At 74.8% G+C, this 15,532-nt stretch carries 14 protein-coding genes; 10 read left to right on the forward strand and 4 right to left on the reverse strand.

Features of this window, described 5'->3' with window-relative positions:
- Nucleotides 1-17: 17 nt before the first annotated feature.
- Nucleotides 18-371, forward strand: coding sequence for a hypothetical protein (locus tag ABT048_RS37130; RefSeq protein WP_350526034.1), 354 nt, complete (start codon nucleotides 18-20; stop codon nucleotides 369-371).
- A 58-nt stretch (nucleotides 372-429) separates the two neighbouring features.
- Here the strand turns inward: ABT048_RS37130 and ABT048_RS37135 are convergent, their stop codons facing one another.
- On the reverse strand, nucleotides 430-2,034 hold the full coding sequence (locus tag ABT048_RS37135; RefSeq protein ID WP_350526035.1) for an MFS transporter: 1,605 nt from the start codon (nucleotides 2,032-2,034) through the stop codon (nucleotides 430-432).
- A 195-nt stretch (nucleotides 2,035-2,229) separates the two neighbouring features.
- On the opposite strand from ABT048_RS37135, the gene ABT048_RS37140 reads away from it, so the two are divergent.
- The 3 genes from ABT048_RS37140 to ABT048_RS37150 all read left to right on the forward strand — a co-directional run bounded on the left by ABT048_RS37140 (nucleotide 2,230) and on the right by ABT048_RS37150 (nucleotide 6,472).
- Nucleotides 2,230-2,472, forward strand: coding sequence for a DUF8691 family protein (locus tag ABT048_RS37140; RefSeq protein ID WP_350526036.1), 243 nt, complete (start codon nucleotides 2,230-2,232; stop codon nucleotides 2,470-2,472).
- A 170-nt stretch (nucleotides 2,473-2,642) separates the two neighbouring features.
- Nucleotides 2,643-3,554: a YhjD/YihY/BrkB family envelope integrity protein gene (locus ABT048_RS37145; RefSeq protein WP_350526037.1), complete on the forward strand. Its 912-nt coding sequence runs from the start codon at nucleotides 2,643-2,645 to the stop codon at nucleotides 3,552-3,554.
- 194 nt (nucleotides 3,555-3,748) lie between these two features.
- Entirely contained in the window at nucleotides 3,749-6,472 is a 2,724-nt protein-coding gene (locus tag ABT048_RS37150) for a winged helix-turn-helix domain-containing protein (protein ID WP_350526038.1), read from the forward strand.
- 18 nt (nucleotides 6,473-6,490) lie between these two features.
- On the opposite strand, the gene ABT048_RS37155 is transcribed toward ABT048_RS37150, so the two are convergent.
- Nucleotides 6,491-7,456 (reverse strand): hypothetical protein, encoded by a 966-nt coding sequence (locus ABT048_RS37155; RefSeq protein ID WP_350526039.1) that lies wholly within the window; start codon nucleotides 7,454-7,456, stop codon nucleotides 6,491-6,493.
- Between the two features lie 222 nt (nucleotides 7,457-7,678).
- On the opposite strand from ABT048_RS37155, the gene ABT048_RS37160 reads away from it, so the two are divergent.
- On the forward strand, nucleotides 7,679-8,074 hold the full coding sequence (locus ABT048_RS37160) for an SHOCT domain-containing protein (RefSeq protein WP_350526040.1): 396 nt from the start codon (nucleotides 7,679-7,681) through the stop codon (nucleotides 8,072-8,074).
- A gap of 120 nt (nucleotides 8,075-8,194) precedes the next feature.
- On the opposite strand, the gene ABT048_RS37165 is transcribed toward ABT048_RS37160, so the two are convergent.
- On the reverse strand, nucleotides 8,195-9,034 hold the full coding sequence (locus tag ABT048_RS37165; RefSeq protein WP_350526041.1) for an SDR family oxidoreductase: 840 nt from the start codon (nucleotides 9,032-9,034) through the stop codon (nucleotides 8,195-8,197).
- 163 nt (nucleotides 9,035-9,197) lie between these two features.
- A complete protein-coding gene (locus ABT048_RS37170) occupies nucleotides 9,198-10,181 on the reverse strand; it encodes an aldo/keto reductase (RefSeq protein WP_350526042.1) in 984 nt (327 codons plus the stop codon).
- 128 nt (nucleotides 10,182-10,309) lie between these two features.
- Between ABT048_RS37170 and ABT048_RS37175 the strand changes: the two genes are divergently transcribed.
- From ABT048_RS37175 to ABT048_RS37195, 5 genes are all read left to right on the forward strand, one after another.
- A complete protein-coding gene (locus ABT048_RS37175; RefSeq protein WP_350526043.1) occupies nucleotides 10,310-10,663 on the forward strand; it encodes an ArsR/SmtB family transcription factor in 354 nt (117 codons plus the stop codon).
- 158 nt (nucleotides 10,664-10,821) lie between these two features.
- Nucleotides 10,822-12,213, forward strand: coding sequence for an MFS transporter (locus ABT048_RS37180; protein WP_350526044.1), 1,392 nt, complete (start codon nucleotides 10,822-10,824; stop codon nucleotides 12,211-12,213).
- 105 nt (nucleotides 12,214-12,318) lie between these two features.
- The gene (locus ABT048_RS37185; RefSeq protein ID WP_350526045.1) at nucleotides 12,319-12,897 is read left to right on the forward strand and encodes a TetR/AcrR family transcriptional regulator; all 579 of its coding nucleotides are present in this window, start codon (nucleotides 12,319-12,321) and stop codon (nucleotides 12,895-12,897) included.
- 262 nt (nucleotides 12,898-13,159) lie between these two features.
- Nucleotides 13,160-14,200: an agmatine deiminase family protein gene (locus tag ABT048_RS37190; protein ID WP_350526046.1), complete on the forward strand. Its 1,041-nt coding sequence runs from the start codon at nucleotides 13,160-13,162 to the stop codon at nucleotides 14,198-14,200.
- 109 nt (nucleotides 14,201-14,309) lie between these two features.
- Nucleotides 14,310-15,473: an agmatine deiminase family protein gene (locus ABT048_RS37195; RefSeq protein WP_350526047.1), complete on the forward strand. Its 1,164-nt coding sequence runs from the start codon at nucleotides 14,310-14,312 to the stop codon at nucleotides 15,471-15,473.
- Nucleotides 15,474-15,532 lie beyond the last annotated feature (59 nt).

Consider the following 15,532-nt stretch of genomic DNA (forward strand, 5'->3'; position numbering starts at 1 on the left):
CGAAGGAGACGAGACCCATGCCAGGCATCCACCACCAGGTCGCACGCCGCGCCATCGCGCCCGGGTCCGACGAGCTCGGTCGCGTCGGCTGGCTCGTGATCGGTCTGGGGGCTCTCGTCGTCGGCGCGACCCTGCACGCCCTGTCAGGCCTCGTCGCGATCGCCAGGAACATGCTGCGCCCCGCTCCCCGGAGCGCCTCCACGGCCGGCGGCCCCGCCCCCACCACCCCGATCAGCCTCAACGAGAAGGAGGCCTGGATCCTCATCGGCTCCCTGATGATCCTGAGCGGTGCCGTGGGCCACGCCCTCGCGGAGTTCATCGCGGGGATCAGGAAGGCCGCCCACGCGACGCACCGACGGGCGCGGACCTGACCTCCCGCACCGGCCGGCCGTTCAACCGACGGGCCCCGGCACACGGCCGGATCGCCCGTCAGGCAGACGGGCCCTCGGCCTCCGCCGTCTGCCCGGCCCCGCCCGGCTCCCGCCGAGCGGGCAGGTGGCCGGTGAAGGCGAAGCCGACGAGCGTGATCCCGGCGGCGGCCAGGAACGACACCTTGAGGCCGTCGAGCTGGGCCGCGCTGTAGGACTCCACGATGGCGTCCGCCTCCTGCGGCGGAACGGCGGTCTGTGCGAGCGCGGCGGAGAGCTGGTCCGCGGGCACGAAGCTGACGCCGGCCTCGATCCTGATGCCGGCCTGCTGCCGCACCGGCTCCGAGATCTGCGGGTGCTCGGCGACGGTGCTGCCGAACGCGGCCGTCAGGGCGCCGATGAGGATGGCGCCGATCAGCGCGGTGCCCAGCGACGACCCCAGGTTCTGCGCGGTGTACTGCAGCCCGCCGACCTCGCTGCGGTCCTCCTCCCCGACGCTCGACTGCACGACGTTGCCCAGCTGGGAGGCAAGCAGCCCCATGCCGATCCCCAGCAGGGCCATCGCCAGCGCGAAGGACAGGTCGTCGAGCTCCGGCTTGACGGTGCCGACCAGCCACAGCGACGAGACGAACAGCACCAGCAGCCCGATCCGCACCACCGTCCTCGGCGAGGCGAACCGGCCGAGGAACGGGCCGGTCATGGAGGTCACGAGCATCGTGACGGACACCGGCAGCAGCCGGAGGCCCGTCTCGAAGGCGTCGTGGCCCTGCACGACCTGGAGGTAGAGCGGGATGACGAAGAACAACCCGAGGAGGATCAGGTTCTGGCTGAAGAGCATGAGCAGGCCGGACCGCAGCGGCGGGATGCCGAACAGCCCGAACCGGACCAGCGGATCCTCCCGGCGCAGCTCCCACGACCGGAACAGCACCAGGAACACACCGCCGAGCGCGACGGCGAAGAGGGTCGGCGAGAACCCGAGCACCGTGAACGGCGGGTTGCGGGGCTGCAGCCAGCCCCAGGAACTGCTCTGCAGGACGGCCAGCACCACCAGTCCCAGCCCGGCCACCGACAGCAGCACGCCGACCACGTCCAGCCGCGTGCGCCGCTCCGGTGCCGGTTCCGGCGCGATCCAGCCCATCAGCAGGAGGATGACGACCACCAGGACGACCTCGCCGGCGAAGACCAGACGCCAGGTCAGGTAGGTGGTCAGCCAGCCGCCGAGCAGCGGGCCCACGGCGATGCCCGCCCCGGCCAGGCCGCCGATGACGCCGTAGGCGGTGGCGCGGTCCCGTCCCCGGTAGGCTCCGGCCACCAGCGCGGCCAGCGCCGGGAGGACCAGCGCGGCTCCCAGGCCCTCGATCACCGACCAGCCGAGTGCCAGCACCCACAGGGTGGGGGCGACCGCGGTCAGCCCCGATCCCACGGCGTAGACGACCAGGCCGAGCCGGAACATCCGCCGGCGTCCGAACATGTCGCCGAGCTTGCCGCCGGTGATCATGAAGGCCGCCATCACGAGCGTGTAGAGGGTGATGACCGCCTGGATCGCCGTGACGTCGGTGTGGAAGTCCTCGACCAGCTGGCTGATGGACACGTTCATCACGGACGCGTCGAGCACCATCAGGAACTGCGCCGTGCCCAGGACGATCAGCGCTCTCCACCGGTTCACCGTGTCTCCTCGCGCTCACCGATCCGTACGCCCGGGCCGGACGCCCGCACGGTTCGTGATCCCGTAACGATGCTGGACCGGACGCCCGCGGCCGTGGCTCACCCCGTCTGGGTGATCCCCCGGGGCGACGCGGCGCGCAGCCTGGTCACACGGGGATCGGCGAGGACCGGCGGAGCATTCCAGGGAAGGACGCTTATGCGTTACGAGTTCCGTATCGCCGGGGCGATGCCAGAAGTGACTGTCCGCGAGGCGTTCCCGGAGTTGGAGAGCGTCTTCGTGCCGAACCAGACCCTCCTGTTCGGCCCCGTCACGGACGAGGCCCACCTCTACGGCCTGCTCGGCCGGTTCCAGGCGCTCGGCTTGCACGTCATGGAGCTCCGCCAACTGCCCGACCAGGACGCCCTCGGACGCCCCCGGAGCCGGACACCGGGCGGTTGAGCCCCGCCCCCGGGGCCGTCGGGACCGCCCCGGGCGTTGCGCCGAACGGCGGCCCGGCCGAGATGCCGCCCACCGTCCGGTCGCCCAGTCTTGGACGAATCCGGCGTGCCCGCGCCAGAGCGAGCCGCGGCGGTGGCCCGACCGCCGACATCGACCCGAGGGAGAGCGGCGTGGCGGAACGGCGGCACCGGCCCGGCCGGGCTGACTGGTTCCGCGCCAGGTCCGCCTGGCTGCAGGACCAGACGGCCACGCTGCGCGACGCCCCGTTCCCGCGCCGGCTCGCGGCGCAGCTGATCCACATCCACGTCCTGGACACCGCCACCCGTCTCGCCGCGCAGACGTTCCTGACCGCCCTCCCGGTGCTGTTCGTGCTGGCGGCCTTCATGCCGCAGGAGGTGCGCAGCAGCGCGGCCGACTCCATCAAGGCCGTCCTGGGGCTCAAGGGCGCCTCGCTGGACGAGGTCACCGGGGTCTTCCACCCCAAGGGGGAGGAGGCCACCACCGACACCTTCGGCGGGATCGGGATCCTGGTGACCCTGCTCTCGGCGACGAGTTGCAGCCGCATCCTGCAGCGGCTGTGCGAGCGGAGCTGGCACCTGCCCCACCTGTCGGGGCGTCTGGCGGCCTGGCGGTGGATCGCCTGGCTGCTGGTGTGGCTGGCCGCCCTGGTCGTCCAGGGGAAGGTGCGGTCCGGATTCGGGGCGGGTGACGCGCTCGGGGTCGTCCTGTACCTGATCACGGCCACGCTGCTCTGGTGGTGGACCCAGCACCTGCTGCTCGGCGGCCGCGTCCCCTGGCTCCCGCTGCTGCCGGGGGCCGTGCTGACCAGTGCCGCGCTGACGACGCTCGCCTGGGCCTCGCGGATCTACGTCCCGCACTCGCTGAACCGCAGCGTGACCCAGTTCGGCCCGCTCGGCCTGGTCTTCACCCTGCTCAGCTGGCTCATCGTGGTGTTCACCGCCATCACGCTCGGGATCGGCGTCGGGTACGTGCTGGCGGGCCAGGGCCGGCTGGCCGGGCTGCTGGGCACGCCGGAGTCGCCCCCGGAGGAGGAGGACGCGGACGGACCGGCCGCTCCGTAGACCGCGTTCACCCGTGCGGCCCAGTCGGCGCGCGTGCCGTGACGGGGAACCGGGACCGTTCGGCGGACGGCGGTGGGGCCCGCGGCCCCGGCGGGCGGGGCCCTGCGCCCCTTTGCCCGGCCGGGCCCGGTCGGAAAGGATGGAGGGGTCAGCGATCCGCGCTTCCCGTGCGCCGCCCACCTGAGGTGAGCACCATGGCCCTCAGCCCAGACGTCGGCACCCCGGCCCGTCCGGTCGGGGTGCCCGGACGCGCCCCCGACGTACCGGCCCGGATACCCGGCGGCGATCCGGTGCTCGCGGCCCGTTTCGCCGTACCCCTGATCCCGGAGACGTTCGTCCACCGGCCGCGCCTAAGCGGGCGGCTGGACGACGGCCTCCGGACGTCCCTCCTGCTGGTGAGCGGCCCGGCCGGGGCCGGGAAGACCCTGCTCGTCGCCGACTGGCTGGCCACCGCCCGACTGCCCGGCCCCGCGGTCTGGCTCACCGTGGAGCGCGAGGACAACGCCCCCGGGGTCTTCTGGGCCTACCTGCTGGAGGCCGTCCGCCACCACGGCGTCGCCCTGCCCGACGACATCGGCAGTCCTGCCCGGGCCCAGGAGGTCGACCACTCGCTGCTGGCCCGGCTGGCCGCCCACCTGAGCCGGCGGGAGGAGCCCGTGGTCCTCGTCCTCGACGAGTTCGAGCACGTGTCCTCCGCCGAGGTGGCCTCGGGGCTCCACTTCCTCCTCGGCCACGCGGGCCCCGGCCTGCGGCTGGCCGTGCTCAGCCGGACGGAGCCGCTGCTCCCGCTGCACCGCTACCGCGCCGCCGGCAGTGTCACCGAGGTCCGGGCCGCCGACCTGGCCTTCCGGCCGCCGGAGACCGCCGCACTGCTGCACCGGCACGGCCTGGACCTCTCCGCCGAGGGCAGCCGGGCGCTGACCGAGCGGACCGGCGGCTGGGCCGCGGGCCTCAGGCTGTCCGCACTGGCCGCCCAGGGCGCCGGCGACCCGGAGGCCTACCTGGCGGAGTTCGAGGCCGGCGGGAGCACCGTCGCGGACTTCCTGCTCGCCGAGGTCCTCGACACCCAGTCCGCCGAGGCCCAGGACCTCCTGCTGCGCACGAGCGTCCTGGGCCGGGTCCACCCCGACCTGGCCGACGCGCTGACCGGCCGGCGGAACGCCGCCCGGATCCTCGCGGACCTCTCCCGGGCCAACGCCTTCGTCGAGCCCGTCGGGCACGCCTGGTACCGCTGCCACCCGCTGTTCGCCGAGATCCTGCGCGTCCACCTGGCGGCCCGCAGCCCGGGGCTGGAGCGGGAGCTGCACCGCAGGGCGGCCCGCTGGCTGACCGACGCGGGCCACCCGACCGACGCGCTGTCACACGCCGCCGCGGCCGGCGACTGGGAGTTCGCCGCGGCCCGGGTCGTCGACGGCCTGGCCCTCGGCACGCTCTTCACCGGCCGCGACGCGGAACGGCTCGACACCCTGTTCGCCGGGATGACCCCGGACGCCCGGGGTGCGGCCCCGGAGCTGGTCCGGGCGGCCCGCGACCTCGCCCGGTACGAGGCGGACAGCGGCCTCGACCACCTCGGCCGCGCCGAGGCGCTGCTGCGGGAGCACGACGGCGGGGACGCGTCGGCGGCCCTGCTGGGCGCGGCCCAACTGCGGGTGCTGGCGGCCCGGCTGCTCGGCTCGGCCGACCTGGCGCGGGCCGCCGCCGAAGAGGCCGAACGGCTCGAAGGGCTCGTCCCGCCGGGGCTGTTGGCGGAGCACCCCGAACTGCCCGCGCTCCGGCTGAACGACCTCGGCGCCGTCCTGCTCTGGGAGGGCGGCCTCGACGCCGCCAAGGAGGCGCTGACGGCCGCGGCGAAGACGGCCGACGGACCCACCACGGCCGGTCCGCGCCAGGAGGCACTCGCCCGGCTCGCCCTGATCGACCTGCTCGACGGGCGGCCGGGCCGCGCCGAGGCCCGGCTGCGCAAGGCGGCCGCCGAGGCCGAACGCGCCGGCCTGCCGCCGGCCTCCCGCAGCGGGGTGGGCCACCTGGTGCTGGCCGCCCTCGCCGTCGAGCACGACGACCTGACCGCGGCGCGCGCGGCCGCCGACCGGGCGGCCGGATCGGCGGCGGCCCGTCACGACCCGGCCGTCGCCGCCGGACTCGCGATCGTCCGGGCCCGGATCCTGCTGGCCGGCGGCCGTACCCGGGCGGCCCTGGACGCACTCGGGCGGGCGGCGGACGACGGCCCCGGCCCGGCCGGACCGCCGCCCTGGGTGCGGGAGGGCGTGGCCGTGCTCGCCTCGGCCGCGCACCTCGCCGAGGCCGATCCGGCCGCGGCCCTCGCGGCACTGGACGGCAGCGGCGCCGACGGCCCGGAGTGCGCCGTCGCCGCGGCGCAGGCACGGCTCGCCGCCGGGGAGAGCCGCAGCGCCCTGCGGATCCTGGACGCCGTCCCCGACCACGACGGCCACGGTCCCGGCGTCACCGTCCGGGTCCTGCTGGCCCGCGCGCAGGTCGCCGCCGCGCTCGGCGACGAGGCCGACGCCCGACGGCTGCTCGCCCGCGCCCTCGCGCTCGCCCGGCCCGAGAAGTTGCGCCGGCCGTTCCGGGACGCCGGGCCGTGGCTGCGGCGGCTGCTGCGGGCCCGGCCGTCGCCGGCGGACTCCCACGGCTGGCTGCCCGCCGACCTCCTGCCCGGCACCGCGGCCGCGGGAGGCGGGGAGGCCGCCGTGCCGGACGCCCCGGTCGAACCGCTGAGCGAGCGCGAACTCGACGTGCTGGAACGGGCCGCGCAGATGCTGTCCACCGAGGAGATCGCCGCCGAGCTCTTCCTGTCGGTGAACACGGTCAAGACGCACCTCAAGAGCATCAACCGGAAGCTCGCCGTCTCCGGACGCAGCCGGGCCGTCCGGCGGGCGCGCGAACTGCACCTGATCTGACCGCCCGCCGGGCGGCCCCTAATCTCGGCGGGCCCGACGGGAGCGCCAGTAGTGCCATCCGACCACCGCCGCGCTCAGCCCCAGCAGCACCAGGAACATCGCGAGCAGGGCGTTGTCGGCGACGCGCACCCCGGTGAGCAGCACGATCAGCACCGCCCCCACCGTCGCCAGGCACGCCACCACCGTCCGCAGCACCACCAGGAGCGCGCCGGGGCGCAGCCCCGACCGGTTCCGGGTGCGGGCCGGTGCGTCCCCGGCGCCCGGCGACCCGTACCGCTGGAGGGCGCGGTCCGCGAGCTGGTTGGTGGCGCGGCGGTACATCTCGGCGCAGGCGGGCACCCAGACGAACGGCACCACCATCCCGACGAGCAGCAGCACCCCGATGCCGGCCCAGCCGAGCCACTTGCGGAGCCGGCCCCGGCTCGGGTCATCGGGGGTCACCAGGCCGATCAGGTACGCCTGTCGGCGGACGACGGACCACCAGGAGCCCTTGGGCGCGGTCTCGCCCCCGAACGCCGCCTCGGCATCCTCCTCCGCCTCGGCCCGGACCGCCTTCCGCAGGGCCGCCCTGGCCTCCGCGGGCGTCGAGTAGACCCCCTGCACCAGCAGCACCTCGACCGCCGCGTCGTCACCCCGGGGGTCGCGGCCGGCCAGGGCGCCCAGCTCCAGCACCATCTGCAGCTGGGCGAGCAGCGCGGCGACGAACGCGACCGGCAGCAGGAGGATGAAGGGGCCGCCGAGGAAGGAACCCTCCACCACCGACCGGTGCACGCCCCGGCCGATGACCTGCTCGGTGACCTCCGCCCGGCTCGTCCCCGCCCGTTCGGACGCGTGTGCCCGCGCCGCCGTGTCGGCCGCCTGGGGGCCCAGGAACTCCACCGCGAAGACGGCCAGGCGCTCGGGCATGCGGGCGGGGTCCGCCCGGACCGTCCGCAGCAGTGCCACCAGGCCGGGTCGTTGCCGTGCGCTCTCCGTTCCGCCCATCAGCCGCAGAATAACCCCGCCGGTCGGGGGCCGCCCCGGGGCGGACTCACCCGGTCCGGGTGATGCCCGGACGGGCTGCGGGCGCGTACATGGACGGTAAGGAGCGTCACCGGGTTCCCACCCGGGCTCGGGCGTCCGGGTGACCGCCCGGACGCCTCCGCTCAGCCCAGTACGCGCCCGCCCCGGCTCCCGGGGCGGACCGTCGACGTCAGGAGGCCTGTGGTGGACTACCCGTTGCTCGACATCTTCTTCACGACCATGTGGCTCTTCCTGTGGATCCTCTGGTTCTTCCTGCTGTTCCGCGTCTTCGGGGACCTCTTCCGCGACGACACGGTGGGCGGCTGGGGCAAGGCGGGCTGGAGCGTGTTCCTCATCTTCCTCCCGTTCCTGGGCGTGTTCGTGTACCTGATCGCCCGGGGCCAGGGCATGGGGCAGCGCGAGGTCCAGCGGGCGACCGAGGCGGAGCAGGACTTCCGCACCTACATCCGGGAGACGGCCTCCGACACCTCGGGGCCGGGCGCCCACGTCGACGAGCTGGCGCGGCTGGCCGAGCTCAAGGAGAAGGGCCACATCACCGAGGAGGAGTTCCTGCGCGCCAAGGCGAAGGTGCTCGCCTGACGGCCGGGAACGCGTGCTGACGGTCGGTCGCCGGCCCCCGGGTCGGCGACCGGCCGCCGCGCGCCAGGCCGTCCGCAGCCGGGCCGTTCGCAGCCGGGCTGGCCGGGCCGTCCGGAGCCGTCAGCCGGCCGCCGACGCCGACTCGTCCACCAGGGCGCGGACGGCGGCGAGCTCCTCCGCCGCGGCCCGCACGGCCGCCGCGACGTAGTCCAGGCTCCCCGGACCCACCGGGATGCGCACCGGCAGCGGGCCGTCGGCGGCGACGATCCGCAGGACGTCCCGGGCGAACTCCTCGGGGCGCCCCACCGTCGGCAACTGCGCCATCCCGCGCAGCTGTTCGCGCATCGGGTCGGTGGCGTCGCGGTAGAGCGGGGAGCGGTCCGCGGCGTCGGTGAGCGAGGTGCCGTAGCGGGTGGCGTAGCCGGCGGGCTCCAGGGCGGCGACCCGGACGCCGAACGGCGCGGCCTCGGCCGCCAGGGCCTGCGTCATGCCCTCCAGCGCGTGCTTGCCGGTGACGTACGCGGCCAGGCCGGGGAAGGACATCCGGCCGGCCAGTGAGGAGACGTTGAGGATGTGCCCGCCGCCCTGGGCGCGCATCACCGGCAGCGCGAGCCGGGCCAGCCGCCAGGGGCCGGCCACCAGCGTCTCCAGCTGGTCCCGCAGTTCCTCGTCGCCGACCTCCTCGACCGTGCCGAACACGCCGTTGCCGGCGTTGTTCACCAGGACGTCCAGGCCGCCGAGCCGGTCCACCGCGTCGGCGACGGTGCTCCGGCACTGCTCGGCGTCCCGGACGTCCAGGGCCAGCGGCAGGATCCGGCCGCCGTGGCACCGGTGCAGCTCCGCCAGGTCGGCGGGCTTGCGGGCGGTGGCCGCCACGGTGTCCCCGGCCTCGGCCGCGGCGGCGGCCAGCGCCCGCCCCAGCCCGGACGAACAGCCCGTCACCAGCCAGCGCCGTGCCATGCGGTGCCCCCTCCGTGCCACCGAACCGTCGGCGTCACGGTCCCAGAGCGGGGGCCGGGTGCCCAGGCCTGCGGACAGCGCCCGCCGGGCGTACGGACGTGCGGGCGGGGCGCGGCACGCTGCCTCGCGCCCCCGCAGCACGCCCGTACGGGCGGCGGCGGTGTCACCAGCGGTCGTGCACCTGCGGGCGGATCCGGCGGTCGTACAGCTCCCGGACGGCCGCCAGGGTGGCCGACGGCAGCGGCGCCTGCTCGGCGGCGGCCGCGTTGGCCCGGGCCTGCGCCACGTTGCGGGCACCGGGGATCACCGTCGTCACCCCCGGCTGCTGGACGATCCAGCGCAGCGCCGTCTGCGCGGCGGTGGCGCTCGCCGGCGCGAGCGCGGCGAACTCCGCCGCAGCCTCGACACCGGTCGCGAAGTCCACGCCGGAGAAGGTCTCGCCCTGGTCGAAGGCCTCGCCGTGGCGGTTGTAGGTGCGGTGGTCGTCGGGCGGGAACACGGTGCGCTCGCTGTAGCGGCCCGAGAGCAGCCCCGAGGCGAGCGGCACCCGGGCCAGGATCCCCACCCCGGCCGCCTCGGCGGCGGGCAGCACCTGCTCCAACGGCTTGAGCCGGAAGGCGTTGAGGATGATCTGCACGCTCGCCACACCGGGGCGCGCGATCGCGGTCAGCGCCTCCGCGCAGGTCTCCACGCTCACGCCGTACGCGGCGATCCGTTCCTCCGCGACCAGGGTGTCCAGGGCGTCGAAGACCTCGTCCGAGGAGTACACGGGCGTCGGCGGGCAGTGCAGCTGGACCAGATCGAGCCGGTCCACGCCCAGGTTTGCCCGTGAACGGTCGGCCCAGGCACGGAAGTTGGCGAGGTGGTAGTGCTCGGGCCGCTGCTCGACCCGGCGGCCGAACTTGGTGGCGACGAACACGTCCGCGTCCGGGCGGTCCTTCAGGAAGCGGCCGATCAGGCGCTCGCTGCGGCCGTCGCCGTAGACGTCGGCGGTGTCGAAGAGCGTGACGCCGGCCTCCACGGAGGCCTCCAGCACGGCGAGGGCGTCCTCCTCCCGGACGTCACCCCAGTCCGCGCCGAGCTGCCAGGTGCCGAGTCCGACGATCGAGACGGGCCGACCGGTGCGGCCGAGTACGCGCTGTTCCATGCGACGACCCTCTCACGGCGGTCCGGCCCTGTCGCCCGCCGCCACCGCGGGCCCGCCCCTCGGGACTCCGTCGACGAACCATCTGCCAAAGGTACGCATGTGCGCACGAAACGCCCTACGATGAGCGGATGAGCACCGGCACCCACCTGGCAGATGCGCACCGCTCGCAGCAGCGGGCCGAGCAGCGCCTGGACGTCGCCGCGTCCGTCCTGACGCTGCTGGCCGACCGGACCAGGCTGGCGCTGCTGGAGCGGCTCGGCCGGGGCGAGGCGGACGTGACCACGCTGACCGAGGCGACCGGCGCCGCCCGGCCGTCCGTCAGCCAGCACCTGGCCAAGCTCCGGCTCGCCGGCCTCGTCGGCACCCGCAAGGAGGGGCGACGGGTCGTCTACTCGCTGCGCCACGGCCATCTGCGCCGGCTCGTGGACGAGGCGCTGAACGTCGCCGACCACCAGATCGGCCACCTGCCGCCGCACGACTGAGCCGCGCGAGCCGGGCGCGAGCCGGGCGCAGGCGCGCGGACCGCGGAGTCCGGGCGGACGTCCGATGAATAGGTGCACAGGTACGCACGTGTTCCTATGATGGGAGCACGCACCCACCGACCACCCCCACCGGCGACCGGGACGGGGCAGGAGCGCCCATGCTGTCCGTCCTGCGCAACCGCGCCTACCGCCACCTCTTCACCGCCCAGGTCGTGGCCCTGGTCGGCACCGGACTGGCCACGGTGGCACTGTCCCTGCTGGCGTACCGGATCGCCGGCGACGACGCCTCGGCCGTCCTCGGCACCGCGCTGGCGATCAAGATGGTCGCCTACGTCGCCGTCGCACCACTGGCCGGCGCGCTCGCCGGCCGGATACCCAGGCGGGCCCTGATGGTCGCGATGGACCTCACCCGGGCGTGCGTCGCACTGACCCTGCCGTTCGTCGACCGCGTCTGGCAGGTCTACCTCCTGATCCTCCTGCTCCAGGCCGCCTCGGCCGCCTTCACCCCGACCTTCCAGGCCACCGTTCCGGACGTCCTGCCCGCCGAGCGCGACTACACCGACGCCCTGTCGATGTCCCGGCTCGCGTACGACCTGGAGTCGCTGTTCAGCCCCGCCCTCGCCGCGCTCCTGCTGACGGCGGTCCCGTACGACTGGCTGTTCGCCGGGACGGCGGTCGGCTTCCTCGCCTCCGCCGCCCTGGTGGTCTCCACGGTCCTGCCCAAACCCGCTCCGATCGAGCCGGCGCCGACCGGGCGGGCCGACGGCGTGTACGCCAAGGCCGCCTTCGGCACCCGGCTGTTCCGGGCCACCCCCCGGCTGCGCGCCCTGCTCGCCCTCGACCTCGCGGTCGCGGCCGCCGGCGCGATCGTGTTCGTCGACACGGTCAACGTCGTCCGCGACCACTTCCACCGCCCGGCCGGGGCCGTCTCGCTCGCGCTGGGCGCCTACGGGGCCGGCTCGATGCTCGCCGCGGTCCTGCTGCCCCGCGTCCTGGGCCGGCTCGGCGACCGGGCCGTCATGCTGCCCGCCGCCTTCGCCCTGCCGGCCGTCCTCGCCGCCGTCACCGCGATCTCCGCCGCCCCGGCCGGGACCGGGACGTGGTTGGGCCTGCTCGCCGCCTGGGCCCTCGTCGGCGCCGGGAGCTCGGCCGTGCTCACCCCCGGTGGGCGCCTCATCCGCCGCTCGGCCGCCGACGCCGACCTGCCCGCGGCCTTCGCCGCCCAGTTCTCGCTCTCGCACGCCTGCTGGCTGCTCACCTACCCGCTCGCCGGGTGGCTGGCCGCCGGCGCGGGGCTTCCGGTCACCGCCGTCGTCCTGGGCCTGCTCGCCCTGGCCGCCGCGACGGCGGCCACCGCCCTGTGGCCGTCCCGCGACCCCGGGGCCCTGGAACACCTGCACACCGACCTGCCCGCCGGGCACCCCCATCTCGCCGACGCGCACGCGACCGCCGGCGGCGCCTGGCAGCACGACCACCACTACGTCATCGACCGGAACCACCACAGCTGGCCCCGCCCGACCGGCGCCCGCACCCGCGCCACCGCCGGCTGACCCCGCCGCCCCGCCACCCGGCTGACCCCGAGCCGAAGTCCTACTGACCGGTACCTCAGACCGCGGAGCCGATCACGTCGGCGCGCCCCGGTAAGGTGGTGCACCGTGGCCAGTCGTAAAACGTCGATCCTGGAAGCCGCGGCACGGGTGATCGCCCGCCGCGGGGTGCGCGGACTGAGGGTGGAGGAGCTCGCCGCGGAGGCGGGCGTCTCGACCGCGCTCATCTACTACCACTTCAAGGACCGCACCGGGATCCTCCGTCAGACGCTGGAGTTCATCAACGACCGGGCGGAGCGCTACACGACCGACCGCGCCCCGGACGCCCCGCCGCTGACGGCGCGCGAGGAGCTGGAGCAGACGCTGCTGCTGGAACTCCAGGACACCGTCGAGGTACGGGAGAACAGCACGGCCTGGGGCGAGCTGCGGGCGAGCGCGGTCTTCGACGAGACCCTGCGCGAGGACCTGGCACGGGCCACCCGGGTGTGGGTGCAGGAGATCGCCGAACTGCTCGGGGTCGTCCGGCCGATGGCCTCGGCGGTCGCGCTGGCCGGCGCGGCGGAGCGGCTGACGGCGCTGCTGGAGGGGCTGAGCACCCGCTGGCTGAGCGGCAGCCTCCCGCTGGCGCACGCCCGGACGCTGATGGCCGACGCGATCGAGGCCGAAGTGGCCCGGCTCGGCTCCTGACCGGCTCCTGATCCGTGGGGGTTCCGTGCGGATTCCGCACGGAACCGACGGCGGACGTCACGCTCCGCACCGCTCCCGTCAAGGATCCGTCATGGCACGCTCGCGGGTTTGACTGATTTTTCAGTCAATGTAAGCCTGAGTCCGCAGGCAGGGTGCTGCCGCCGGTCCGCGCCGTCCGTGGTGCGCCGGTACGTCGCGGCGCGAAGAGTGGACCACGCGGCCCGCACCCTCCCCGGCACCGTCGCACGATCTGGAGACCCTCATGACCCACTACCGCGATGACCGTTCCGCCGAGCAGCCCTACCCCTGGGTGCCGGCGGACGACGTCCCGCACGCGCGGACCTGGATGTCCTGGCCCTCCCGCCGGGGGGTGTGGGGACTGCGCCTGGGCGGCGTCCAGGAGGACATCGCCCTGATCGCCCGTACGATCGCCGAGTTCGAGCCGGTGGTCATGTGCGCCCCCGACGACTGGACGGCCGGCAAGGCCCAGTCCTGGTGCGGCAACGGGGTGGAGGTGATCACCGCCGTCCCCACCGACGACCTGTGGATGCGCGACATCGCGCCGGTGTTCCGCCGGGACGGGTACGGCGGCCTGGACGCCGTGGTCCTCAACTTCAACGGCTGGGGCAACAAGCAGGTGCACCACGACGACGCCCGGGCCGCCGAGCTGATCGCCACCCGCCGCGGCCTGCGCCACACCTACGCGGACTTCGTCGGCGAGGGCGGCGCCATCGAGACCGACGGCGACGGCACCGTGATGGCCACCGAGAGCAGCCTGGTCAACAAGAACCGCAACCGCGGCATGAGCCGGGACGAGATCGAGGAGGCCGTCCTGGAGGCCTACGGCGCGGACACCATGATCTGGCTGCCGGGCATCAAGGGCCAGGACATCACCGACGACCACGTGGACGTCACCTCCCGGTTCGTCCGCCCCGGCGTGGTGATGGTGCAGCTGCCGCCGGCGGACCGCAACGACGCCTGGGCCCGGGACGCCCGCGAGCAGTTCGCGATCCTCTCCGCCGCCACCGACGCCCGGGGGCGCCGCCTGCAGGTCATCCCCGTGCACGGCCCGGACACCGTCCGCTCCCGCAGCTCCAAGTTCGTCGACTCCTACCTCAACTTCCACCTCGTCAACGGCGGCGTGATCACGACCCAGTTCGGCGACGCGTACAAGGACGCCGCCGCCCGGGACGCCCTCGCCTCGGCCTTCCCCGGCCGCGAGGTGGTCCAGATCGACGTCGACCGCCTGATGGCCGGGGGCGGCGGCATCCACTGCTCGACCATGCACGAGCCGGTGCCGTAGCCACCGCCGTAGCCACTCCCCTGCCCTGCCCTGCCCTGCCCCGACCTGCCGCACGAACCCGCACGAGCCCGCACGAGTCCACCCACCCCGACCCCGCTGGAGTTCCCGCATGACCAACGCCGTGTCCCGCCGTACCCTGATCCGCAACCTCGCCGGCGTCGGCGCCGGTGTCGGCGCCCTCGCGCTGGGCCTCACCGCCTGCGACCCCAACGACATCGAGGACCCGACCGGTGCCGTGCCGCCCACCCGGCCCGGCGGCACCCCCGGCGTGCGCCGCTTCGGCGCCGAGTGGGACAAGCACCTGCGCACCGTGATGTCCTGGCCCGCCTCCGAGAACGTCTGGGGCGACCAGCTCGCCGACGTCCGCCGGGACGTGGCCGGCCTGGCCCAGGCCATCGCCGCCCGCGAGCCGGTCGTGCTGATGGCCCGGCCCGAGCAGAAGGACGCCGCTCAGAAGGCCTGCGGCTCGGCGGTCGAGGTGGTGCCGATCGCCGTCGACGACCTGTGGGCCCGGGACACCCTGCCGGTGTTCGTCGAGGAGGGCGGCACGGTCAAGGGCGTCGACTTCAACTTCAACGGCTGGGGCGGCAAGCAGCAGCGCGGCAACGACTCCAAGGTCGCCCGCACGGTGCTGGAGAAGTACGGCGTCGAGCGGATCGAGACCCGGCTGGTCGCCGAGGGCGGCTCCTTCGAGACCGACGGCCAGGGCACCCTGATGGTGACCGAGAGCTCCGTCGTCAACGACAACCGCAACCCGGGCATGAGCCGGGACCAGATCGAGGCGGAGTTGAAGCGGCTCCTCGGCGTGACCAAGGTGATCTGGCTGGCCGGCGTCAAGGGCAAGGACATCACCGACGCCCACGTCGACTGCCTGACCCGCTTCGCCGCGCCCGGGGTGGTGCTGCTCGACCAGGCCTTCCCCGGCACCCCGGCGGACGTCTGGTCCCGCTCCGCCGACCAGGCCCGCGCCGTCTTCAAGGACGCCACCGACGCGACCGGCAAGAAGCTGCAGGTGGTCGAGCTCCAGCAGCCCGACCCGGACAAGATCACCGGCCGCGGTGACGCCTTCGTCTCCTCGTACATGAACTTCTACATCGGCACCAAGGGCGTCTACCTGCCGAAGTTCGGCGACGCCCGGGCCGACGACCGGGCGCAGCAGATCCTGAAGCAGTACTTCCCGACCCGGGAGATCGTCCCGGTGAAGATCGACGCGATCGCGGCCGGCGGCGGCGGGATCCACTGCGCCACGCACGACATCCCCGCCCTCGGCTGACCGGACGGGCCGGCCCGGGGCCCGGGGACGGGCTCCGGGCCGGCCGATCGGGAGGGCGT

This window comes from Kitasatospora sp. NPDC096140 (genome assembly GCF_040303045.1).
In the GTDB taxonomy this organism is placed as follows: Bacteria; Actinomycetota; Actinomycetes; order Streptomycetales; family Streptomycetaceae; genus Kitasatospora.

Bases quoted from the DNA above. Each gene is read 5' to 3' on its own strand.
- ABT048_RS37195 (WP_350526047.1), top strand. From the start codon at position 14,310: ATGACCAACGCCGTGTCCCGCCGTACCCTGATCCGCAACCTCGCCGGC.
- ABT048_RS37180 (WP_350526044.1), top strand. From the start codon at position 10,822: ATGCTGTCCGTCCTGCGCAACCGCGCCTACCGCCACCTCTTCACCGCC.
- ABT048_RS37165 (WP_350526041.1), bottom strand. From the start codon at position 9,034: ATGGCACGGCGCTGGCTGGTGACGGGCTGTTCGTCCGGGCTGGGGCGG.
- ABT048_RS37175 (WP_350526043.1), top strand. From the start codon at position 10,310: ATGAGCACCGGCACCCACCTGGCAGATGCGCACCGCTCGCAGCAGCGG.
- ABT048_RS37150 (WP_350526038.1), top strand. From the start codon at position 3,749: ATGGCCCTCAGCCCAGACGTCGGCACCCCGGCCCGTCCGGTCGGGGTG.
- ABT048_RS37170 (WP_350526042.1), bottom strand. From the start codon at position 10,181: ATGGAACAGCGCGTACTCGGCCGCACCGGTCGGCCCGTCTCGATCGTC.
- ABT048_RS37155 (WP_350526039.1), bottom strand. From the start codon at position 7,456: ATGGGCGGAACGGAGAGCGCACGGCAACGACCCGGCCTGGTGGCACTG.
- ABT048_RS37140 (WP_350526036.1), top strand. From the start codon at position 2,230: ATGCGTTACGAGTTCCGTATCGCCGGGGCGATGCCAGAAGTGACTGTC.
- ABT048_RS37190 (WP_350526046.1), top strand. From the start codon at position 13,160: ATGACCCACTACCGCGATGACCGTTCCGCCGAGCAGCCCTACCCCTGG.
- ABT048_RS37130 (WP_350526034.1), top strand. From the start codon at position 18: ATGCCAGGCATCCACCACCAGGTCGCACGCCGCGCCATCGCGCCCGGG.